This is a genomic window from Variovorax sp. 05N34, from assembly GCF_056397405.1.
In genome coordinates this window covers 239,834-255,944 of record NZ_JBFTNI010000007.1, presented here as the reverse complement: position 1 = coordinate 255,944, position 16,111 = coordinate 239,834, and the positions used below count along the sequence as shown (strand labels likewise).

The following is a 16,111-nucleotide window of genomic DNA, read 5'->3' as shown; positions in this document are numbered from 1 at the left end:
CCTAACCCTTGGCTGCTGGTGCTGCTGTTGTTGCTGGTGCCGCAGGCTTGCCGGCCGCGGGCTTGCCGGCCGCGGGCTTCTGCGCATCGGTGGGCCGCTTGAGGCCGATGCGCATCGTGAAGTTCGCTACTCGTCGCTGGTCGCGCGGGCTCAGGCTGACACTGCCCGATGTGATCTCGATCAGTTCCGGCTTGACGAGCCATGGACTGTTGTTGCCAAGATTGCGCAGCAACTCGGACACGCGCTCGTTGGACTGCGCCATGCMTTGCAGGGTCACCGTCTGGTTGTCCTGCTTCATACTCGTCAGGTACACGCCGTCAGGAAGTTGCCTCACAAGCTCGTTGAGCAAGTGCACCGGCATATTTCGATCGCCCTGCAGATCTTCGACCGCCTGCTGCCGCGCGCGCAGTGCTGCGATTTCAGCTTGCAGGGTCGAAATTTCCTTGATTTCGGTTTCGAGCTTGGTGATGGAGGTTTGCAGCAGGCTGTTCTTGGCCTGCTGGCCTGATATCTGGGCCTGGTACCAGAGGTAAGTCCCGCCGGCGAGCACCGCGCCCAAAATGGCGGCAAGCCCCAGCGTCGCGTAAAAAGTCTCTCGACGACGCTTGCGCGCAGCTTCCCTGTGAGGGAGCAGGTTGATGAGGATCACTGCAGGAACCTCCGCATCGCCAAGCCGCACGATGTCAGGTAGGAGGGCGCTTCACGGCGCACCTTCTTTTCCCGGATCCCGCTGCCAATTTCCATTCCGTCGAAAGGATTGACGAGCGAACAAGCGAACGAAGTCTGGCGCGTGACCGCGCTGGTCAGGCCGGGGAGCGATGCCGAGCCGCCGGCCAACAGCACGTAGTCGACGCGGTTGTGCGGTGTGCTCGTGAAGAAGAATTGCAGCGCCCGGGCAATTTCCTGGGCGATGCTGGCGACGAAGGGCTTGAGCACGCCCGAGCCGTAATCTTCGGGCAGATCGCCGCTTCGCTTCTTGGCTTCGGCTTCCTCTGCGGAAAAGCCGTATTGGCGAACAATGAGCTGGGTGAGCTGAGCGCCGCCGAATGCCTGGTCCCGGTCATACAGCACTTCCTGGTTGCGCAGGACCTGCATGCTGGTCGTGAAGGCACCTACTTCGAACAATGCGACGACGGCGTCACGACCTTGACCGGGAAGTTGCTCGATGAGGCGCGCAGTCGCCAAACGCGATGCGTAGGATTCAACATCCAGAATCACCGCCTTGAGGCCCGACGCTTCAGCCAAGCCCTGGCGATCCTGCACTTTTTCCTTGCGCGATGCGGCAATCAATACCTCGACGTCGCCCGCCGAACTCGCGCTCTGGCCAATGACGCAGAAATCAAGACTCACCTCGTCCAAGGAAAAAGGAATGTATTGATTTGCCTCGGACTCGACTTGAATTTCGAGTTCTTGCTCGCTCATTCCACCCGGCAAGACTATTTTTTTGGTAATTACCGCAGACGGCGGCAAAGCAAGCGCGACGTTTTTGGTGCGCGTGCCGCTTTTGCGCACGACGCGCCGCACGGCCTCCGCCACCTCATCGAATTTTTCCACGTTGCCGTCGGTGATCCATCCGCGCTCGAGCGGCTCTATGGCGCATCGCTCCAGCACCAACTTGCCGCTCGCGTCACGGCCCAGTTCGACCAGCTTGACGCTGGACGAGCTGACGTCCAGCCCGAGCAATGGCGCGGGCTGGCGGCGAAACAACGATCCCAAGTCTGTCAAGTTCGATCCGTCCGTTTGTAACGATTGGAAAAATTTGCGTGTGGTTGCATGCTAGCAGCAGGTAGTACGCCAACCAAGAGACGAACCCCTCACGGCATCACCAATCGTTGTCAAAAGTCGACGCAACAGTTCCCATCTGCAACTTACGTCACAAATAGGAGTACTTGGGTCCTAACTGATACGAACTCTCCGCCTCCATCAAGCGCGTTTTTATAATGCTCAAAGACTCAAACAGCCTCAATGCCAGAAACTTCCCGACCCAAGGGCGCCGCAAAAGCCCCTGCTCCTGCCCCCAAACGACCGGCCTGGCTGAAATGGTTGATCCGAATCATATTGTGGTGCCTGGGCCTCGCTGCCGCGGGCGCGATCGCCGTCATTTGCGTCATTGCCGTCGCGTTGGCCGTCGCTTATCCGAACCTTCCGGACATCTCCGAGCTGGCTGATTACCGTCCGAAGCTTCCCCTGCGGGTTTTTTCGTCCGAAGGCATCCTGATCGGCGAATTCGGCGAAGAGCGCCGAAATCTGACGCCAATCGCCACAGTTCCCAAGGTCATGAAGGATGCCGTCCTCGCAGCCGAGGACGCGCGCTTCTACGACCATGGCGGCGTCGACTACAAAGGCATGCTGCGGGCCGGACTCGCGAACATGAATCGCGTCAAGAGCCAAGGGGCGTCGACCATCACCATGCAGGTCGCTCGAAACGTCTACCTGAGTTCCGAGAAAACCCTCACCCGCAAGATCTATGAGGTCTTGCTGACATTCAAGCTGGAGCACCTGCTCACGAAGGACCAGATCCTCGAGATCTACCTGAACCAGATCTATCTGGGCAATCGGGCCTATGGTTTTGCGGCTGCGTCGGAAGCGTATTTCGGCAAGCCCCTGCAGGACATCACCATTGCGCAGGCGGCGATGCTGGCGGGCCTCCCGAAGGCGCCGGGCGCGAACAATCCCGTCAACAATCCGACGCGCGCACGCGGCCGGCAGCTCTATGTGATCGACCGCATGCAGGAAGCGGGCTTCATCACCGCCGAACAGGCGGCCGAAGCCAAGAAGGAAGACCTTCACCTGCGCGACGCCGCCGACCCCACGCGCCTGCATGCCGAATACGTCGCCGAAACGGTTCGGCAGCTGATGTATGCGCAATACGGCGACAGCACCTACACGCGCGGCCTGAAGGTCTACACCACGCTGGTGGCGGACGATCAGGCAGCGGCGTACCGCGCGCTTCGCAAGGGCATCATGGATTACGAGCGCCGCCAGATCTACCGCGGGCCTGAAAAGTTCGTCGATCTTCCGAACGACCCGAAAGAACTCGACGAAGCCGTGGACGATGCGCTGGCCGAACATCCCGACAACGGCGATGTGATGTCGGCGGTCGTGCTCAAGGCCAACGTCAAGGAAATCACCGCGGTTCGCAGCAACGGCGACACCTTGCAGATCGTGGGTGACGGCTTGAAGCCGGCGCAATCCGGCCTCTCAGAAAAGGCACCGCCCAACATCAGGGTTCGCCGCGGCGCAGTGATCCGCGTGGTCAAGACGCCGAAGGGATCATGGGAAATCACCCAATTGCCCGAGGTCGAGGGCGCTTTCGTCGCAATGGACCCGCGCGACGGGGCCGTGAAGGCAATGATCGGGGGCTTCGATTTCGACAAGAACAAGTTCAATCACGTCACTCAGGCTTGGCGGCAACCCGGCTCGAGCTTCAAGCCATTCATCTATTCGGCGGCGCTGGAAAAGGGCTTCACGCCCAGCACGGTGATCAACGACGCGCCCTTGTTCTTCGACGCCGGCACGACCGGTGGCCAGCCCTGGGAGCCGAAGAACTACGACGGCGCTTTCGAAGGGCCCATGCCCTTGCGTCGCGCGTTGATGAAGTCGAAGAACATGGTGTCGATCCGGATCCTGCAATCGATCGGAACGCGTTACGCACAGGACTGGATCACCAACTTCGGCTTCGAGCGAGAAAAGCACCCGGCCTACCTGCCAATGGCCCTTGGTGCCGGTTCGGTCACGCCGATGCAGATGGCGACCGCCTATTCCGTGTTCGCGAACGGCGGATATCGCGTCAATCCTTATCTCGTGACGCGCGTGACCGACCACAAGGACAAAGTCTTGGTGGACAAGCAGCCGCCCTTGCTCAACGAATCGATGCGAGCGATCCCGCAGCGCAATGCCTACATCATGGACAGCCTGCTGCAATCAGTGGCGAGCGGCGGCACGGCGGCCAAGGCGCAGGCCACGCTCAAGCGGACGGACATTTACGGCAAGACCGGGACCACCAACGATTCGCTCGATGCGTGGTTTGCGGGATTCCAGCCAACAATGGCTGCCATCGCGTGGATGGGCTATGACACGCCACGCAAGCTCGGCGATCGCGAAACCGGCGGCGGCCTGAGTCTGCCGATCTGGATCAACTACATGGAGACCGCCATCAAGGGCGTTCCAGTCGCTGAAGTACCCGCGCCTGCCGGTGTCGTCAACGTGGGCGGCGAGTGGTATTACGACGACTACGCACCGGGCCGGGGCGTTGCGACGCTAGGTGTCGAAAGCGGCCCGACGCAGCCGGTGGAAGCAATCAGCGGAGCACCGATCAGCCCGACGCCGGCGCCGGAAGAACGCAGCAAGATCCTCGACCTGTTCCGCAACTGACCTGTCGAACCGGCCGAATCGAACGAGCCGGGCGAATGATGGGTCGTCAGTCGGCGGAGAACCTCAGAGGTTGACCGGCCTGGAGGGTCGCTTCGCGCGAGAGATTCTCGAAGAATTCCTCGCGCGTCTTGGTGTCCACCCAGGCGCTGCCGTCATGGCGGTAGTGATAACCGCCAGAACGCGCGGCCAGCCAGATTTCCTGCAAGGGCTTCTGCAGGTTGATGATCAACTGGCTTCCATTGCGAAACGTGATCGTGATCATCCCGCCGACGCGCTGGTTGTCGATGTCTGCATCGGTCGAATCGTTGATGCGATCGCAACCACGTTCGATCGCTGCGAGCGCTGCTTCTGCGCGGTCCATGTACTCGGGGTCGGTCATTACAATTTCGCCATGTTGAATGTTCGCCAAATTCTAGTGAGCGCCGTCGGCCTGACGCTCGTTGGGGTCGCCTTGACGGGCTGCGGCCAGAAGGGTTCGCTCTACCTGCCTACGGATCCCGCTGCGAAGGAGCGTGCCACGCTGCCGCAGGCATTGCTTCCGGGCATTGGAAAGTCCGACTCGGCGACAAAGGCCGCCCCTCAGCCTGAACAACCAACACCTCCGACGAACGCCGCCCCGCCGCCGTCCACACTGAACGACTCGACTGCACCGAACGCACCGGCAACGCCGCACGGAGATACCAAGTGAGCGAAGTCGCACGACTCCCCGGCCATCCTCACATTGCACGCAGGGACGGCGAATTGCATGTTGAAGGACAGAAGCTTTCCGCGCTCGCCCGGGAGCATGGCACTCCTCTCTTCGTCTATTCGAGGCAATGGATGCTGGACGCGCTCGCGGCCTACCAGCGCGGTTTCGAAGGTCGCGACGCGCTGATCTGCTATGCAATCAAGGCAAATTCATCACTCGGCGTCCTGCGCGTGTTCGCGGAGGCCGGCTGCGGCTTCGACATTGTTTCCGGCGGCGAACTGGCACGCGTGCTGGCAGCGGGCGCTGATCCCGCCAAGGTGATCTTTTCCGGCGTCGGAAAGACGCGCGCCGAGATGCGCCAGGCGCTCGCCGCCGGCATCGCATGCTTCAACGTGGAAAGCGAAGCGGAAATCGACGTGCTCAACGCAGTCGCCGTTGAAGAGGGGCGCCGCGCTTCCATCAGTGTGCGCATCAACCCGAACGTCGACCCGAAGACGCACCCCTACATTTCCACCGGCCTCAAGGGAAACAAGTTCGGCGTGGCCCACGACCGAGCAGTGGCAATTTATCAGCACGCGGCTTCTCTCAAGGGATTGCAGGTCGTCGGCATCGACTGCCATATCGGCTCGCAGATCACCGACACATCCCCCTACCTCGAAGCGCTCGAGCGTGTATTGGACCTCGTCGAGGCTATCGAAAAGACCGGCATCAAGCTGCACCACCTCGACTTCGGCGGTGGGCTCGGCATCGATTACAACGGCGATACACCCCCCGGTGCCGATACGCTTTGGCGCCAGATGCTGGCCCGTCTCGATGCGCGAGACTTCGGCGAGCGTCGGCTCATCGTCGAACCTGGCCGTTCGCTGGTGGGCAACGCGGGCGTCTGCGTGACGGAGGTGCTCTACACAAAGCCCGGCGAAGAAAAGAACTTCTGCATTGTCGATGCGGCAATGAACGATTTGCCGAGGCCGGCCATGTACCAAGCCTTCCACCAGATCGTTCCTGTCGCGGAGCGGCAGGACGGTGCTTTCGTGCTGTACGACGTGGTGGRCCCGATTTGCGAAAGCGGCGACTGGATCGGGCGTGATCGTGCCCTGCGTACCGAAGCCGGCGATCTGTTGGCTGTGCTCTCGGCCGGCGCCTATTGCATGGCAATGGCCAGCAACTACAACACACGCGGCCGCGCGGCTGAGGTCCTCGTCAGCGGACAAACCGCGAAACTGATCCGCCGCCGCGAAAGCGTCGAAGAGCAACTCCGAAGCGAACGCTTCAGCGACTGAGCGTCCGCCGCCGCAGACCGCCGAAAACTCTTACTTGCTCAACTGCGCGCGGGGGGCGACCGAGGGCGCCAGCTTCTGCTTTGTCTTGCTGGCGAAGTTCCACAGCCGCCATCCCAGCAGAACAGCAATGATCCCCGCGTAGACGAACACTTCAGAGAAGTTGTTCTTGCCCGCGCGCATCCAGAAGAAGTGCAGCAAGCCAAGCCCGGCGATCACATAGACCAGCCTGTGCAGCGCCTGCCAGCGCTTTGCGCCCATTGCCTTGATGGCCCGATTGAACGATGTCGCGGCGAGCGGCGTCAGCAGCACAAAACCGGTGAAACCCACCAGGATGAACGGCCGCTTCGCGATGTCCTTGGCGATGTCCTGCACTTCGAAACCCATGTCGAACCAGCTGTAGCTCAACAGGTGGACAACAACATAGAAGTACGCAAAGAGCCCCAGCATCCGGCGAAAACGCGCCAACGCGTTCGTCTTGGTGATCACCCGCAAAGGTGTCACGGCCAACACGATGCAGATGAAGCGAAGCGTCCAGTCACCCGTCGAGCGGATGAGGTGCTCCGCCGGATTCGCGCCTAGCCCGTCGGTGAGCGCACCGTAGAACAACCACGCGAACGGCAGAAGGCAGACGACGAACACCACCGGCTTGGCGGCCGGGTGCATCAGGAGCTTGTTCACGACAGGCTCGCTCAGTAGTACTTCTTGAGATCCATGCCGGCGTACAACTGACCGACCTGGGCCTCGTAGCCGTTGAACATCTGCGTCTTCGCCCGCTTGGCGAACAGGCCGCCGCCGTCTCCGATGCGGCGCTCGGTCGCCTGGCTCCAGCGCGGATGATCGACGTTGGGATTGACGTTGGAGTAGAAGCCGTACTCCTGCGCCGCGGCCTTGTTCCACGCGGTGCCGGGCTCTTTTTCGACGAAGCGGATCTTCACGATCGATTTGCCGCTCTTGAAGCCGTACTTCCAGGGCACCACGATTCGCACGGGGGCGCCGTTCTGATTCGGCAGCACCTCGCCATACATGCCGAAAGTCAGCAAGGTGAGCGGATGCATGGCCTCGTCCATGCGCAGGCCTTCGGTGTAGGGCCAGTCGAGAACGCGCGAGCCGACAAAGGGCATGGTTTTCGGATCAGCGAGCGTCACGAACTCCACGTACTTCGCATTGCCCTGTGGTTCGACCTTCTTGATCAACTCGGCCAGAGAGTAGCCAACCCACGGAATGACCATCGACCAACCTTCGACGCAACGCAGCCGGTAGATGCGCTCTTCCTGGGCGCTGAGCTTGATCAGGTCTTCGATTCCGTACTTGCCCGGCTTCTTGACGAGGCCTTCGACTTCCACCGTCCAAGGCTTGGTCTTGAGCGTGCCCGCGTTCTTGACCGGATCTTCCTTGTCGGTGCCGAACTCGTAGTAATTGTTGTAGCTGGTGACGTCCTTGTAGTCGGTCAGCTTTTCCATGGTCTGCGCACCTGGAACGGTCGACTTCACACTTGGAAGCGGCGCCAGCTTGCCGGGTGCGGCGACCTGTGCGAGCGCCTCGCGGGATGCCCACGACGCCATCGCGGCGCCCGCTACGCCGGTGGCGAGCCACTTCAGCGTGTCACGCCTGCCTTCGTACACGCCTTTGGGCGTGATTTCGCTCGAATGCGGATGGATAAAGCCGTTGTCACGAGACCGAATCAACATGGGACGCCTTTTCGACAGAATGGGTATGCATGACTGAGTTCGTTCCCGGCAACGATCTGGTTACGCGGCAAGCCGATTCACGGCTCTACAGGGTTCCGTAGCTGTGCAATCCGCTCAGGAACATGTTGACGCCCAGGAACGCGAAAGTGGTTACTGCGAGTCCGCCAAGGGCCCACCAAGCGGCCACAGTGCCGCGCAACCCCTTGACGAGCCGCATGTGCAACCAGGCCGCATAGTTGAGCCAAACGATCAGCGCCCAAGTCTCCTTCGGGTCCCAGCTCCAGTAGCCGCCCCAGGCGTCGGCCGCCCAAAGCGCCCCGAGCACGGTCGCGATGGTGAAGAAGGCAAAGCCGACGGTGATGGACTTGTACATGACGTCGTCCAGCACCTCGTTCGCGGGCAGGCGCGCAGCAATGCGGCGGCGGCCGAGCAGGATTCCTGCCGCGATCAGCGCCGAAATCACGGCATAGCCGACCCAGTAGCTGCCGCCGGCCTCCTGCGCCCGCTGGCGGAACGCCACGGGCACGAAGCACAGCGCCACCCCGAGCAGCCAGATAGGCGTGAGCTTGTACCAGCGGGTCTCATCCGCCTGTTCCTTGATCAGATAGGCGAAGGCCACCATGGCTGCAAGGGAGAAGGTGCCGTAGCCGATGAAATTGGCCGGCACGTGCAGCTTCATCCACCAGCTCTGCAGGGCCGGTACCAATGGCTGGATCTCGTGGGCATCGCGCACCAGCGTGTACCAAAGCAGAAAGCCCACCGCGGCGCTCACCACCAGCATCACGAAGGCGCCGAGCGCGCGCGTGCGATATCGCGACTCGAAGTAGAGATAGAAGCTCGCCGTCAGCCAGCAGAACAAGACGAATACCTCGTACAGGTTGCTGACGGGGATATGGCCGATATCCGGGCCCAGCTGATGGCTCTCGTACCAGCGAACCATCGTGCCGATCAGCGCCATCGTCACAGCGGCCCAGGCCAGCCGCGAGCCGATGAGATCCATGGCGTCACCCTGCTTGCCACCGAAGAAGCCGATCCAGTAGAACAGCGTGCTCATGAAGAAGAGCACGCTCATCCACAGGATGGCCGACTGGCTCGACAGGAAGTACTTGAGCCAGAAGACCGAATCGGCACGCGCCAGATCACCCTGGTAAGACGTGATCGCCAGCAGCGTCGCACACCCAACCACGATGGCGAGCACCCGCAGGGGCCGCCAGAACCAGCCGATCCAGACACCGGCGACCATCGCCGCGACCAGGATCACCTTTTCGTAATAGTCCATCGAGCCGGCATAGCGCGAGAAGGCAAAGAGCCCGCCCGCCACGACCAGGGCCGCAAAGATCCAGTCGAAGGTGTTTCGGCGCGACAGCCAGCTGTCGTTGAGCGTGAGGGTGGTGGTAGTCATGACGCCGTGTCTTTCCTGATGGCGAGCAGCTTGTCTTTCAGATGCTCGAATTCGCGATCGCTATCGATGGTCTTGCGATTGACCGAAAAAGCCATGGTGGCGGACGTTCCGGGTCTCGTCACGCCGTCCTTCGTCAGCCAGACCCACAGTCTGCGCTCCCGGACGTAAAGCATCGCAAAAATGCCGATGATCAGCAACAGGCATCCAAGATAGACGATGTTCTTGCCCGGCGCCCGAGCCACCTGAAAGACACTGGCCTGCACCTGCTTGAAGTCCGTCATCATCATCGCCACCGGGGCGGGATAGAAGTGCGCATCGCTGATCGCCAGGACGGCCTGGGTGAGAAATGCCTGCGAGTTCTCGTCAGGCGGCAGCGGAGCGAGACTCGCCCTCTCCCGGCTCACATTGAGCACTTCAAAGAGCACATCGTTGAGGATGCGCACCAGCACCGCGCCCGCGCGTTCGCGCTCGGCCTCGGGCACGTTCGCCTCCATGAATTCGGCAATGGCCTGCCAGCCGCCGGTGCTCACCGCATCGGCCTTGGCCCGTTCCGTGCCCGCGAACAGCGCGAGCGCGCGCGTGGCCGACGTGCGCAGTTGGTTCGCCAGCTCGGGACGTTTCGGATCGGTGGTCCGCTCGATGTAGCGGTCGATGGCGAGCGCTCGCCCCTTGGGGTCCGCGAGCGTCTCGCGCATGCGCACGAAACCGTCCATTGAGCCCTTGTCGTCGGCGGGCACGCGAAGATAACGGAAGGGATCTTCAGGGCGATCACGCACGCCGAGCAGGAAGACCGGGTGGCCGTCGCCGGTGTCGACGGGGACCATGTAGTTCTGGTATTCGCGCGCTTGACCGGCAGCGTCGCGCAACTTGTAGCCAATGCTCGGGCCGATGTTGCGCAAGGTTTTCGGTTTGTTGGTCTTGTTGGCGGCGCCCAGGCGAGATTCGAGTTCCCCGCGCAGATCGACCTTGCGAACGTCCGCCCCGCTCGTCATCTCGCCAGAGCTATCGCCGAAGTTCTCGACGTTGATCACGCGCAGAGCCGTGTACTCGAGCGTGAGCCGATCGCTGCCGTTGGTGATCTCGGTGCTGCTCCCGATGGTGCCTTCAATCTCGAACGGCTTCGATGCCGCACCCATGGGGACGGCCTTGAGCTTCACGGTCGACCCGCCATCGTCAAAGCTCGACTGATAGATCTCGACGCCTTTGTAGCTGGCCGGATGGTTCACCTCGATGCGCGCCGGAATCTCCTTGCCCGTCTCGCGATCGTGCAGCACCACCTCGCTCGCGAACAGCTTGGGCATGCCGGTCGAGTAGTAGTCGACGATGAACTTCTTCAGCTCGATCGAAAAGGGCAGATCCTGGAGCAGCACCCCGTCTGCCTGATTCAGGATCGCCACGCTCGACTGTCCGCCCTCCGGCACCAGAATGTTGCCCCTGAAGGTCGGATTGTTCGGCGACAGCCGGTGCTGCGGTGCAACGTCGGAGATCAGTCCGCCGCCCGTGTAGACGCTCTTTCCGTTGAACCAGGTCTGGGCGCGCACGACAAGGTCGCCGTCGAACAAGCCGCCAATGCACACGAGCACGATAGCGCTGTGCGCGGCGATGTAGCCGAGCTTGTGTGCGCCGCCCGCGCGCGCAGCGACCATCCAGCCTTTGCCCTCGCGCTGCTGGAGCTTGACCTTCCAACCGCCGCTGACCAGAAGTTGCCCGATTCGATTGGCGGCGACGTCAGGCGTTTCGTCGAGCACGGTTTCGGCGCGCTGGCCGAATGCCTTGAGGCTTTGCGCCCGGATGTCTTCCTTGTAGGTCTTGAGGTCCGCAAAGATGCGCGGCGTATTGCGCGCGATGCACAGCGACGTGCTGATGACCAGGAATGTGAGGATGAGCAGGAACCACCAGGCGCTGTAGATCGTGTCCAGCTTCGCCGTGTGAAAGAGCTCCGCCCAGAAAGGTCCGAACTGGTTGACATAGTTGCCGATTGGCTCGTGCTGCTTCAGCACGGTGCCGATGATGGATGCAGTGCAGATGATCGTCAGCAAGGCGATCGCAAAGCGCATCGAAGAAAACAACTCCACCGCCGCACGGACCGCCTGGGGACCGTGTCGTACTCGAAGCCCGTGCGTGGAAACTGACATGGAGAGCAAGTCGTTGAAAAGCAAAAAGGCGGGCCATCCTGTCTGGATCGGCCCGCCCTGTTTGGGGTTTGTTGTTGGCGGTTAGTTCACGATGAACCGCAGGGGGTCAACGCAGTCCGGCAATGTAGTCGGCCACCGCCCTGATTTCGCGATCGCTGAGCTTGGCGGTGACGCCCTTCATCTGCGGCGAATTGAGGCGCCCGCCGTCGCGGAACATGGTCAACTGCGCCACCGTGTACTCGGCATGCTGGCCACCCAGGCGCGGGTATTGCGCGGGAATGCCGGCACCGTCTGGGCTGTGGCAGCCGGCGCAGGCCGGAATCTGCCGATCGGCCAGGCCGCCGCGGAAGATTTTTTCGCCAAGGCCTACGAGGTCCTTTTCCTTCGAATAGCCGATCTTGACCTTCTTGGATCCGACGAACCAGGCGATGTTGCGCATGTCCTCTTCAGACAGGCGCTCGGCCATGGGCCTCATGATCGCGCTCTTGCGCTTGCCGGACTTGAAGTCCTGCAACTGCTTGAAGATGTATTCGGGATGCTGTTGCGCCAGCTTGGGATTGCCCGCAATGGCCGAATTGCCGTCGGCGTTGTGGCACGACGCACAGCTCTGGYTGTTCGGAGGTGCCGTATTGAAGAGGGTGTCCCCCTTGGCCGGATCCGGCTTGGCCGCTTTGGCGGGTGCTTCGGCAGCCGCCTTGTCGGCAGGCTCGTCAGCCGCGAAGCTGACATTGGCGGCGGCGCCCAGAAGGGCTGCAAGCAGAAAATGGGCAAACAACTTCATATCGGGGGCTTAGATTTATGGCGCAAAACCCGGCGATTCTACAATGGCGCCCCGCTACGAAAGCTCATTGATGACCACCCCGCCGCGCAAGCCGGCCGCATCCTATTCCCGCACGGCGCCCGCCGTCGACGCCGCAACCGCCGAGCGCGTTCGTGTCGCGCGCGGATGGCTGCACACCGCCCACTTCCTCACCAGTGCTCCGCAGCTGGAGCACCTACCCATGTTCGACCTGCCGGAGATCGCCTTCGTCGGTCGCTCCAACGCGGGCAAGTCGACTGCCATCAATACGCTGACCCAGCAGACCCGGCTCGCCTTCGCATCCAAGACGCCGGGCCGCACGCAGCACATCAATCTCTTCGGCGTCGGCAAGCAGAAGGTCGACGACGCAGTGCTGGCCGACCTCCCCGGCTACGGTTACGCAGCAGTGCCCAGGGAAGCCAAGTTGCGGTGGCAGCGCGTCATGGGAAACTATCTGATGACGCGCGAGAACCTGCGGGGTGTCGTGCTGATGTGCGACCCACGCCACGGCCTCACCGAACTGGACGAGATCCTGCTCGAGGTCATCCGGCCGAGGGTCGAGCAAGGGCTCAAGTTCCTCGTGCTGCTCACCAAGGCCGACAAGCTCACGCGCTCCGACGGAGCGAAGGTGCTGTCGATTACGCGACTGCAAGCCGGCGGCGGCGAGGTCAAACTGTTCTCCGCATTGAAGCTGCAAGGGGTGGACGAAGCCGCCGAGTTGCTGTGGCAGTGGGCGCATCCGGGCGACGCAAATGCTGCCGAGCCGACCGAACCGGCTGGATCGGCCGGATCGGCTGACGAAGGGCCCTGACGCGACGGCGACTCCTTCTTCCTCTTGCCTCCGGACGAACCGTGACATTCAACGAAGCGCAATGAAGGAGACCCCGTGATCGAAACTTTCGCCCGCCAGCTCCCCAACGGCACCACGCTCAGCTGCAGGGCGACCGGCGCGCCCGGCCGGCCGCTGATGCTGTTCCTGCATGGCTTTCCCGAAGCGGCTTTCATCTGGGACGAATTGCTCGAGCACTTCGCCAAGCCCGAGCATGGCGGCTTTCGGTGCGTGGCGCCAAACCTTCGGGGCTTCGAGAAATCCAGTTCGCCCAAAGACGTGGCGGCCTATCGCCCGCATCTGCTCGTGCAGGACGTCTTCGAGCTTGCCGCAAGCGAAAGCAAGGACGGAAAGATCGACGTGCTCGTCGCGCACGACTGGGGCGGTGCATTTGGCTGGGGCTATGCAAACCAACATCCCGACAAACTCGGCAAGCTGGTCATCATCAATTCGCCGCACCCGGGCACGTTCATGCGAGAACTGCAGAACAACCCCGCACAGCAGGCCGCCAGCGCCTACATGAACTTCCTTGCACGGCCCGATGCCGAGACGCTGCTTTCAGCCGACGACTATCGCCGCATGTGGCCGTTCTTCGAACTGATGAAGGCCGGCGCCGATGGCTTCGGCTGGCTTACGGAAGACGTCAAGAACCAATATCGCGAGGTATGGGACGCCGGCCTGACCGGGGCGTGCAATCTGTACCGCGTGACTCCGCTGAAGCCGCCGATGCCCGGGCAGCCGTCACAGATTCCGACGCTGCCGAGAGAACGCTTGACCGTCAGCGCCCCGACGCTGGTGCTCTGGGCCATGGATGATGCAGCGCTCCTGCCGGGTCTGCTCGACGGTCTGGACGACTACGTGCCGGACCTCGACATCAGGAAGATCCCGGGCGCTACGCACTGGATCGTTCACGAACAGTCTCAACGGGTCGCCGCCGAAATAGAAGCCTTCGTCAAGGGGAACCGAAATCCCTCTCGAAAGCCCTCTCAATAGACGCTCGCTTCTCCTTCGGGTCGCGTCTTGAAGCGGCGATGCACCCAGTAGTACTGCGACGGCATCGTGTCGATATAGCCTTGCAAGCGCTCGTTCATGAGCGTCGTATCGGCGATCACGTCATCGGTCGGGAAGTTCTGCCAGGCGGGCAGCACCTGGATTTCATAGCCCCCCTTGACGAGCTTCGACACGATCGGCACCACCTTGGCGCGCCCCAACCGCGCGAAGCGCGAGAGCGACGGCACGGTGGCAGCCTGTACACCGTAGAACGGCACGAACACAGTCTGGTCGCGGCCGAAATCCATGTCCGGCAAGAGGTAGAGCAACCCTCCTTTTCGCAGACCCGCGATGATGGGCTTGATGCCGTCGACGCGGTTGAGCGTGATCACGTTGCCGAAGCGCTTGCGGCCTTCGCTGATCCACTCGTCGATCAGGGGGTCGCGTTGCGTGGTGTAGATGGTGGTCGAAGGACGCGCCGTATGCATGGTCAGCGCCGTGGCTGCGGCATCGAGGCCGTAGAAATGCGGCGCGAACAAAATCATCGGCTCCTTGCCATTGGCAATTTCGTCGATTTCGCTGGCAGCGCCCACCACCTTGAGCCGGCTGGCGACAACGTGCTCCGGCGCATGCCAGAGCCAGCTTCGGTCCAGCCACGATTGCGCCACGTAGACAAACGTCTCGCGCGCGATGCGCCGACGCTCCGCCGCGGATTTTTCGGGAAAGCACAGCGCCAGATTGGCATCCACGACACGCCGGCGCGGCGCGGCGAGCGCGTGCAAGACCGGCCCGAGCGCCTTGCCGAAGCCGCGTATCAGTGGCAATGGCACATGCGCCAAGGCCCGCATGAACTCGATGCCGAGCTTGGAAGTCAGGCTCATGCGCGATCCCCTGGCGATGCCGCCGTGACCGTTTCGGCGCGCGGCTGCTTGTAGCGCGCGTAGTCCCAAACGTACTGGCCAGGAAGGCTGCGGATCAGCCGCTCGATCCCTTGGTTCATCGCGGTGGCGGCGGCCTCTGGCGTGGCCTTGGGATCGCTCATGGCGGTGCCATCGAATGGCTCGAAGCGTATGGCGTAGCCTGCGCCGCGAGGTAGCCGCTCGCACACGCCGAGGAAAACGCGAGCGCCCGTCTGCTGAGCAAGACGCGGCAGCAAGGTCATCGTGTAGGCCGGCCGGCCGAGAAACGGAGCCCAGACGCCCTGCCCGAGCGGCGGTACCTGGTCGGGCAGGATGCCGGTGTAGCCCCCGCCGCGCAACGTGCGGATGAGTCCACGCACGCCGGAAACAGTGGTCGGCAAGGTCTGCAGACCAGGCCTGTCGCGCGAGCCGGCAATCAGATTGGCCATGAATTTCTTGCGAGCGGGTCGAAAGAGTGCCGTGATCGGTCCGTACTTCTCGAAGAAGCGTTCGCCCACGGCTTGGCCAAACGTTTCCCAACTGCCGAGATGAGGCGACACGAGGATCACGCCCTTGCGTTCGGCCAGCGCTGCTTCGAATGCCTCGATGCCGTCCCATCGCACGATGTGCGGCAGCAGGCTTTCACCCCGTGGCCGAGCCCAGACCCACGGAAGTTCGCCCACCATGGCCCCCGCCGCGGCAATGGCCGGGCGGTACTCGCCGGGCGTGAAGCCGGCTGCCTCGGCGTTTTCCCGAAAGCGCCGGCGGTAGTCCGGCGCCGTCCACCAGACCAGCCAGCCCAGGCCGCCGCCGAGCGCGTGCATCCACGGCAACGGCACACGAGCAAGCAATCGGAACAGAAAAATCATCGAAGCAAGGGGGGTGAAACCATGACGCGCGCGCAGCCTACAGCGCGGCTCGAATAGAATCCAAATTGTCGCTGAGTTATGGAACTACTTGCAGGGCGACCTTAAACAACACTGCTAAAGCGTTCGCCAAAGCTCCAATAGGGTTGGCAACGCGCCAA

15 protein-coding genes are annotated in these 16,111 nt (G+C 62.3%); 5 read left to right on the top strand and 10 right to left on the bottom strand.

The genetic code is table 11. The features are described from left to right. Nucleotide 1: 1 nt before the first annotated feature. Both AC1DMA_RS20210 and AC1DMA_RS20205 read right to left on the bottom strand, forming a co-directional pair. Nucleotides 2–649, bottom strand: coding sequence for a PilN domain-containing protein (locus tag AC1DMA_RS20210; protein WP_478145320.1), 648 nt, complete (start codon nucleotides 647–649; stop codon nucleotides 2–4). Beyond that, nucleotides 646–1,725, bottom strand: a complete 1,080-nt coding sequence (locus tag AC1DMA_RS20205) for a pilus assembly protein PilM (protein WP_478098530.1) — start codon at nucleotides 1,723–1,725, stop codon at nucleotides 646–648. The genes AC1DMA_RS20210 and AC1DMA_RS20205 overlap by 4 nt, the downstream gene beginning before the upstream one ends. A 240-nt stretch (nucleotides 1,726–1,965) precedes the next feature. On the opposite strand from AC1DMA_RS20205, the gene AC1DMA_RS20200 reads away from it, so the two are divergent. Next, nucleotides 1,966–4,374: a penicillin-binding protein 1A gene (locus tag AC1DMA_RS20200; RefSeq protein ID WP_478145319.1), complete on the top strand. Its 2,409-nt coding sequence runs from the start codon at nucleotides 1,966–1,968 to the stop codon at nucleotides 4,372–4,374. Nucleotides 4,375–4,420: 46 nt separating this feature from the next. Here AC1DMA_RS20200 and cyaY read toward each other — a convergent pair whose 3' ends face one another. Further along, a complete protein-coding gene (gene cyaY, locus AC1DMA_RS20195; protein ID WP_478125450.1) occupies nucleotides 4,421–4,753 on the bottom strand; it encodes an iron donor protein CyaY in 333 nt (110 codons plus the stop codon). 12 nt (nucleotides 4,754–4,765) lie between these two features. Between cyaY and lptM the strand changes: the two genes are divergently transcribed. Together lptM and lysA are read left to right on the top strand one after the other, a co-directional pair. Beyond that, nucleotides 4,766–5,062 (top strand): LPS translocon maturation chaperone LptM, encoded by a 297-nt coding sequence (gene lptM, locus AC1DMA_RS20190; protein ID WP_478145318.1) that lies wholly within the window; start codon nucleotides 4,766–4,768, stop codon nucleotides 5,060–5,062. After that, on the top strand, nucleotides 5,059–6,342 hold the full coding sequence (gene lysA / locus AC1DMA_RS20185; protein ID WP_478145317.1) for a diaminopimelate decarboxylase: 1,284 nt from the start codon (nucleotides 5,059–5,061) through the stop codon (nucleotides 6,340–6,342). Before lptM ends, lysA begins: the two co-directional genes overlap by 4 nt. A gap of 30 nt (nucleotides 6,343–6,372) precedes the next feature. Here the strand turns inward: lysA and AC1DMA_RS20180 are convergent, their stop codons facing one another. From AC1DMA_RS20180 to AC1DMA_RS20160, 5 genes are all read right to left on the bottom strand, one after another. Further along, nucleotides 6,373–7,020: a protein-methionine-sulfoxide reductase heme-binding subunit MsrQ gene (locus AC1DMA_RS20180; protein ID WP_478145316.1), complete on the bottom strand. Its 648-nt coding sequence runs from the start codon at nucleotides 7,018–7,020 to the stop codon at nucleotides 6,373–6,375. An 11-nt stretch (nucleotides 7,021–7,031) separates the two neighbouring features. Beyond that, nucleotides 7,032–8,030 (bottom strand): protein-methionine-sulfoxide reductase catalytic subunit MsrP, encoded by a 999-nt coding sequence (gene msrP, locus AC1DMA_RS20175; protein ID WP_478125446.1) that lies wholly within the window; start codon nucleotides 8,028–8,030, stop codon nucleotides 7,032–7,034. Nucleotides 8,031–8,115: 85 nt separating this feature from the next. Further along, nucleotides 8,116–9,432 carry a c-type cytochrome biogenesis protein CcsB gene (ccsB, locus tag AC1DMA_RS20170; protein WP_478125445.1) on the bottom strand — a complete coding sequence of 439 codons (1,317 nt, stop codon included), beginning with the start codon at nucleotides 9,430–9,432 and terminating at the stop codon, nucleotides 8,116–8,118. Then, nucleotides 9,429–11,567 carry a cytochrome c biogenesis protein ResB gene (locus tag AC1DMA_RS20165; protein WP_478145315.1) on the bottom strand — a complete coding sequence of 713 codons (2,139 nt, stop codon included), beginning with the start codon at nucleotides 11,565–11,567 and terminating at the stop codon, nucleotides 9,429–9,431. The genes ccsB and AC1DMA_RS20165 overlap by 4 nt, the downstream gene beginning before the upstream one ends. Nucleotides 11,568–11,673: 106 nt before the next feature. Continuing rightward, nucleotides 11,674–12,348 (bottom strand): c-type cytochrome, encoded by a 675-nt coding sequence (locus AC1DMA_RS20160; RefSeq protein WP_478145314.1) that lies wholly within the window; start codon nucleotides 12,346–12,348, stop codon nucleotides 11,674–11,676. Between the two features lie 70 nt (nucleotides 12,349–12,418). On the opposite strand from AC1DMA_RS20160, the gene yihA reads away from it, so the two are divergent. Beyond that, nucleotides 12,419–13,177, top strand: a complete 759-nt coding sequence (yihA, locus tag AC1DMA_RS20155) for a ribosome biogenesis GTP-binding protein YihA/YsxC (protein ID WP_478125442.1) — start codon at nucleotides 12,419–12,421, stop codon at nucleotides 13,175–13,177. A 75-nt stretch (nucleotides 13,178–13,252) separates the two neighbouring features. Then, on the top strand, nucleotides 13,253–14,188 hold the full coding sequence (locus AC1DMA_RS20150) for an alpha/beta fold hydrolase (protein ID WP_478125441.1): 936 nt from the start codon (nucleotides 13,253–13,255) through the stop codon (nucleotides 14,186–14,188). Here the strand turns inward: AC1DMA_RS20150 and AC1DMA_RS20145 are convergent. Further along, nucleotides 14,182–15,066 carry an LpxL/LpxP family acyltransferase gene (locus AC1DMA_RS20145; RefSeq protein WP_478125440.1) on the bottom strand — a complete coding sequence of 295 codons (885 nt, stop codon included), beginning with the start codon at nucleotides 15,064–15,066 and terminating at the stop codon, nucleotides 14,182–14,184. The genes AC1DMA_RS20150 and AC1DMA_RS20145 overlap by 7 nt on opposite strands. Continuing rightward, nucleotides 15,063–15,953 (bottom strand): lysophospholipid acyltransferase family protein, encoded by an 891-nt coding sequence (locus tag AC1DMA_RS20140; protein WP_478125439.1) that lies wholly within the window; start codon nucleotides 15,951–15,953, stop codon nucleotides 15,063–15,065. The genes AC1DMA_RS20145 and AC1DMA_RS20140 overlap by 4 nt, the downstream gene beginning before the upstream one ends. Nucleotides 15,954–16,111 lie beyond the last annotated feature (158 nt).

Coding starts and splice junctions, on each gene's coding strand:
- AC1DMA_RS20200 (WP_478145319.1), top strand. CDS start 1,966: ATGCCAGAAACTTCCCGACCCAAGGGCGCCGCAAAAGCCCCTGCTCCT.
- cyaY (WP_478125450.1), bottom strand. CDS start 4,753: ATGACCGACCCCGAGTACATGGACCGCGCAGAAGCAGCGCTCGCAGCG.
- lptM (WP_478145318.1), top strand. CDS start 4,766: ATGTTGAATGTTCGCCAAATTCTAGTGAGCGCCGTCGGCCTGACGCTC.
- msrP (WP_478125446.1), bottom strand. CDS start 8,030: ATGTTGATTCGGTCTCGTGACAACGGCTTTATCCATCCGCATTCGAGC.
- ccsB (WP_478125445.1), bottom strand. CDS start 9,432: ATGACTACCACCACCCTCACGCTCAACGACAGCTGGCTGTCGCGCCGA.
- AC1DMA_RS20165 (WP_478145315.1), bottom strand. CDS start 11,567: ATGTCAGTTTCCACGCACGGGCTTCGAGTACGACACGGTCCCCAGGCG.
- yihA (WP_478125442.1), top strand. CDS start 12,419: ATGACCACCCCGCCGCGCAAGCCGGCCGCATCCTATTCCCGCACGGCG.
- AC1DMA_RS20145 (WP_478125440.1), bottom strand. CDS start 15,066: ATGAGCCTGACTTCCAAGCTCGGCATCGAGTTCATGCGGGCCTTGGCG.
- AC1DMA_RS20140 (WP_478125439.1), bottom strand. CDS start 15,953: ATGATTTTTCTGTTCCGATTGCTTGCTCGTGTGCCGTTGCCGTGGATG.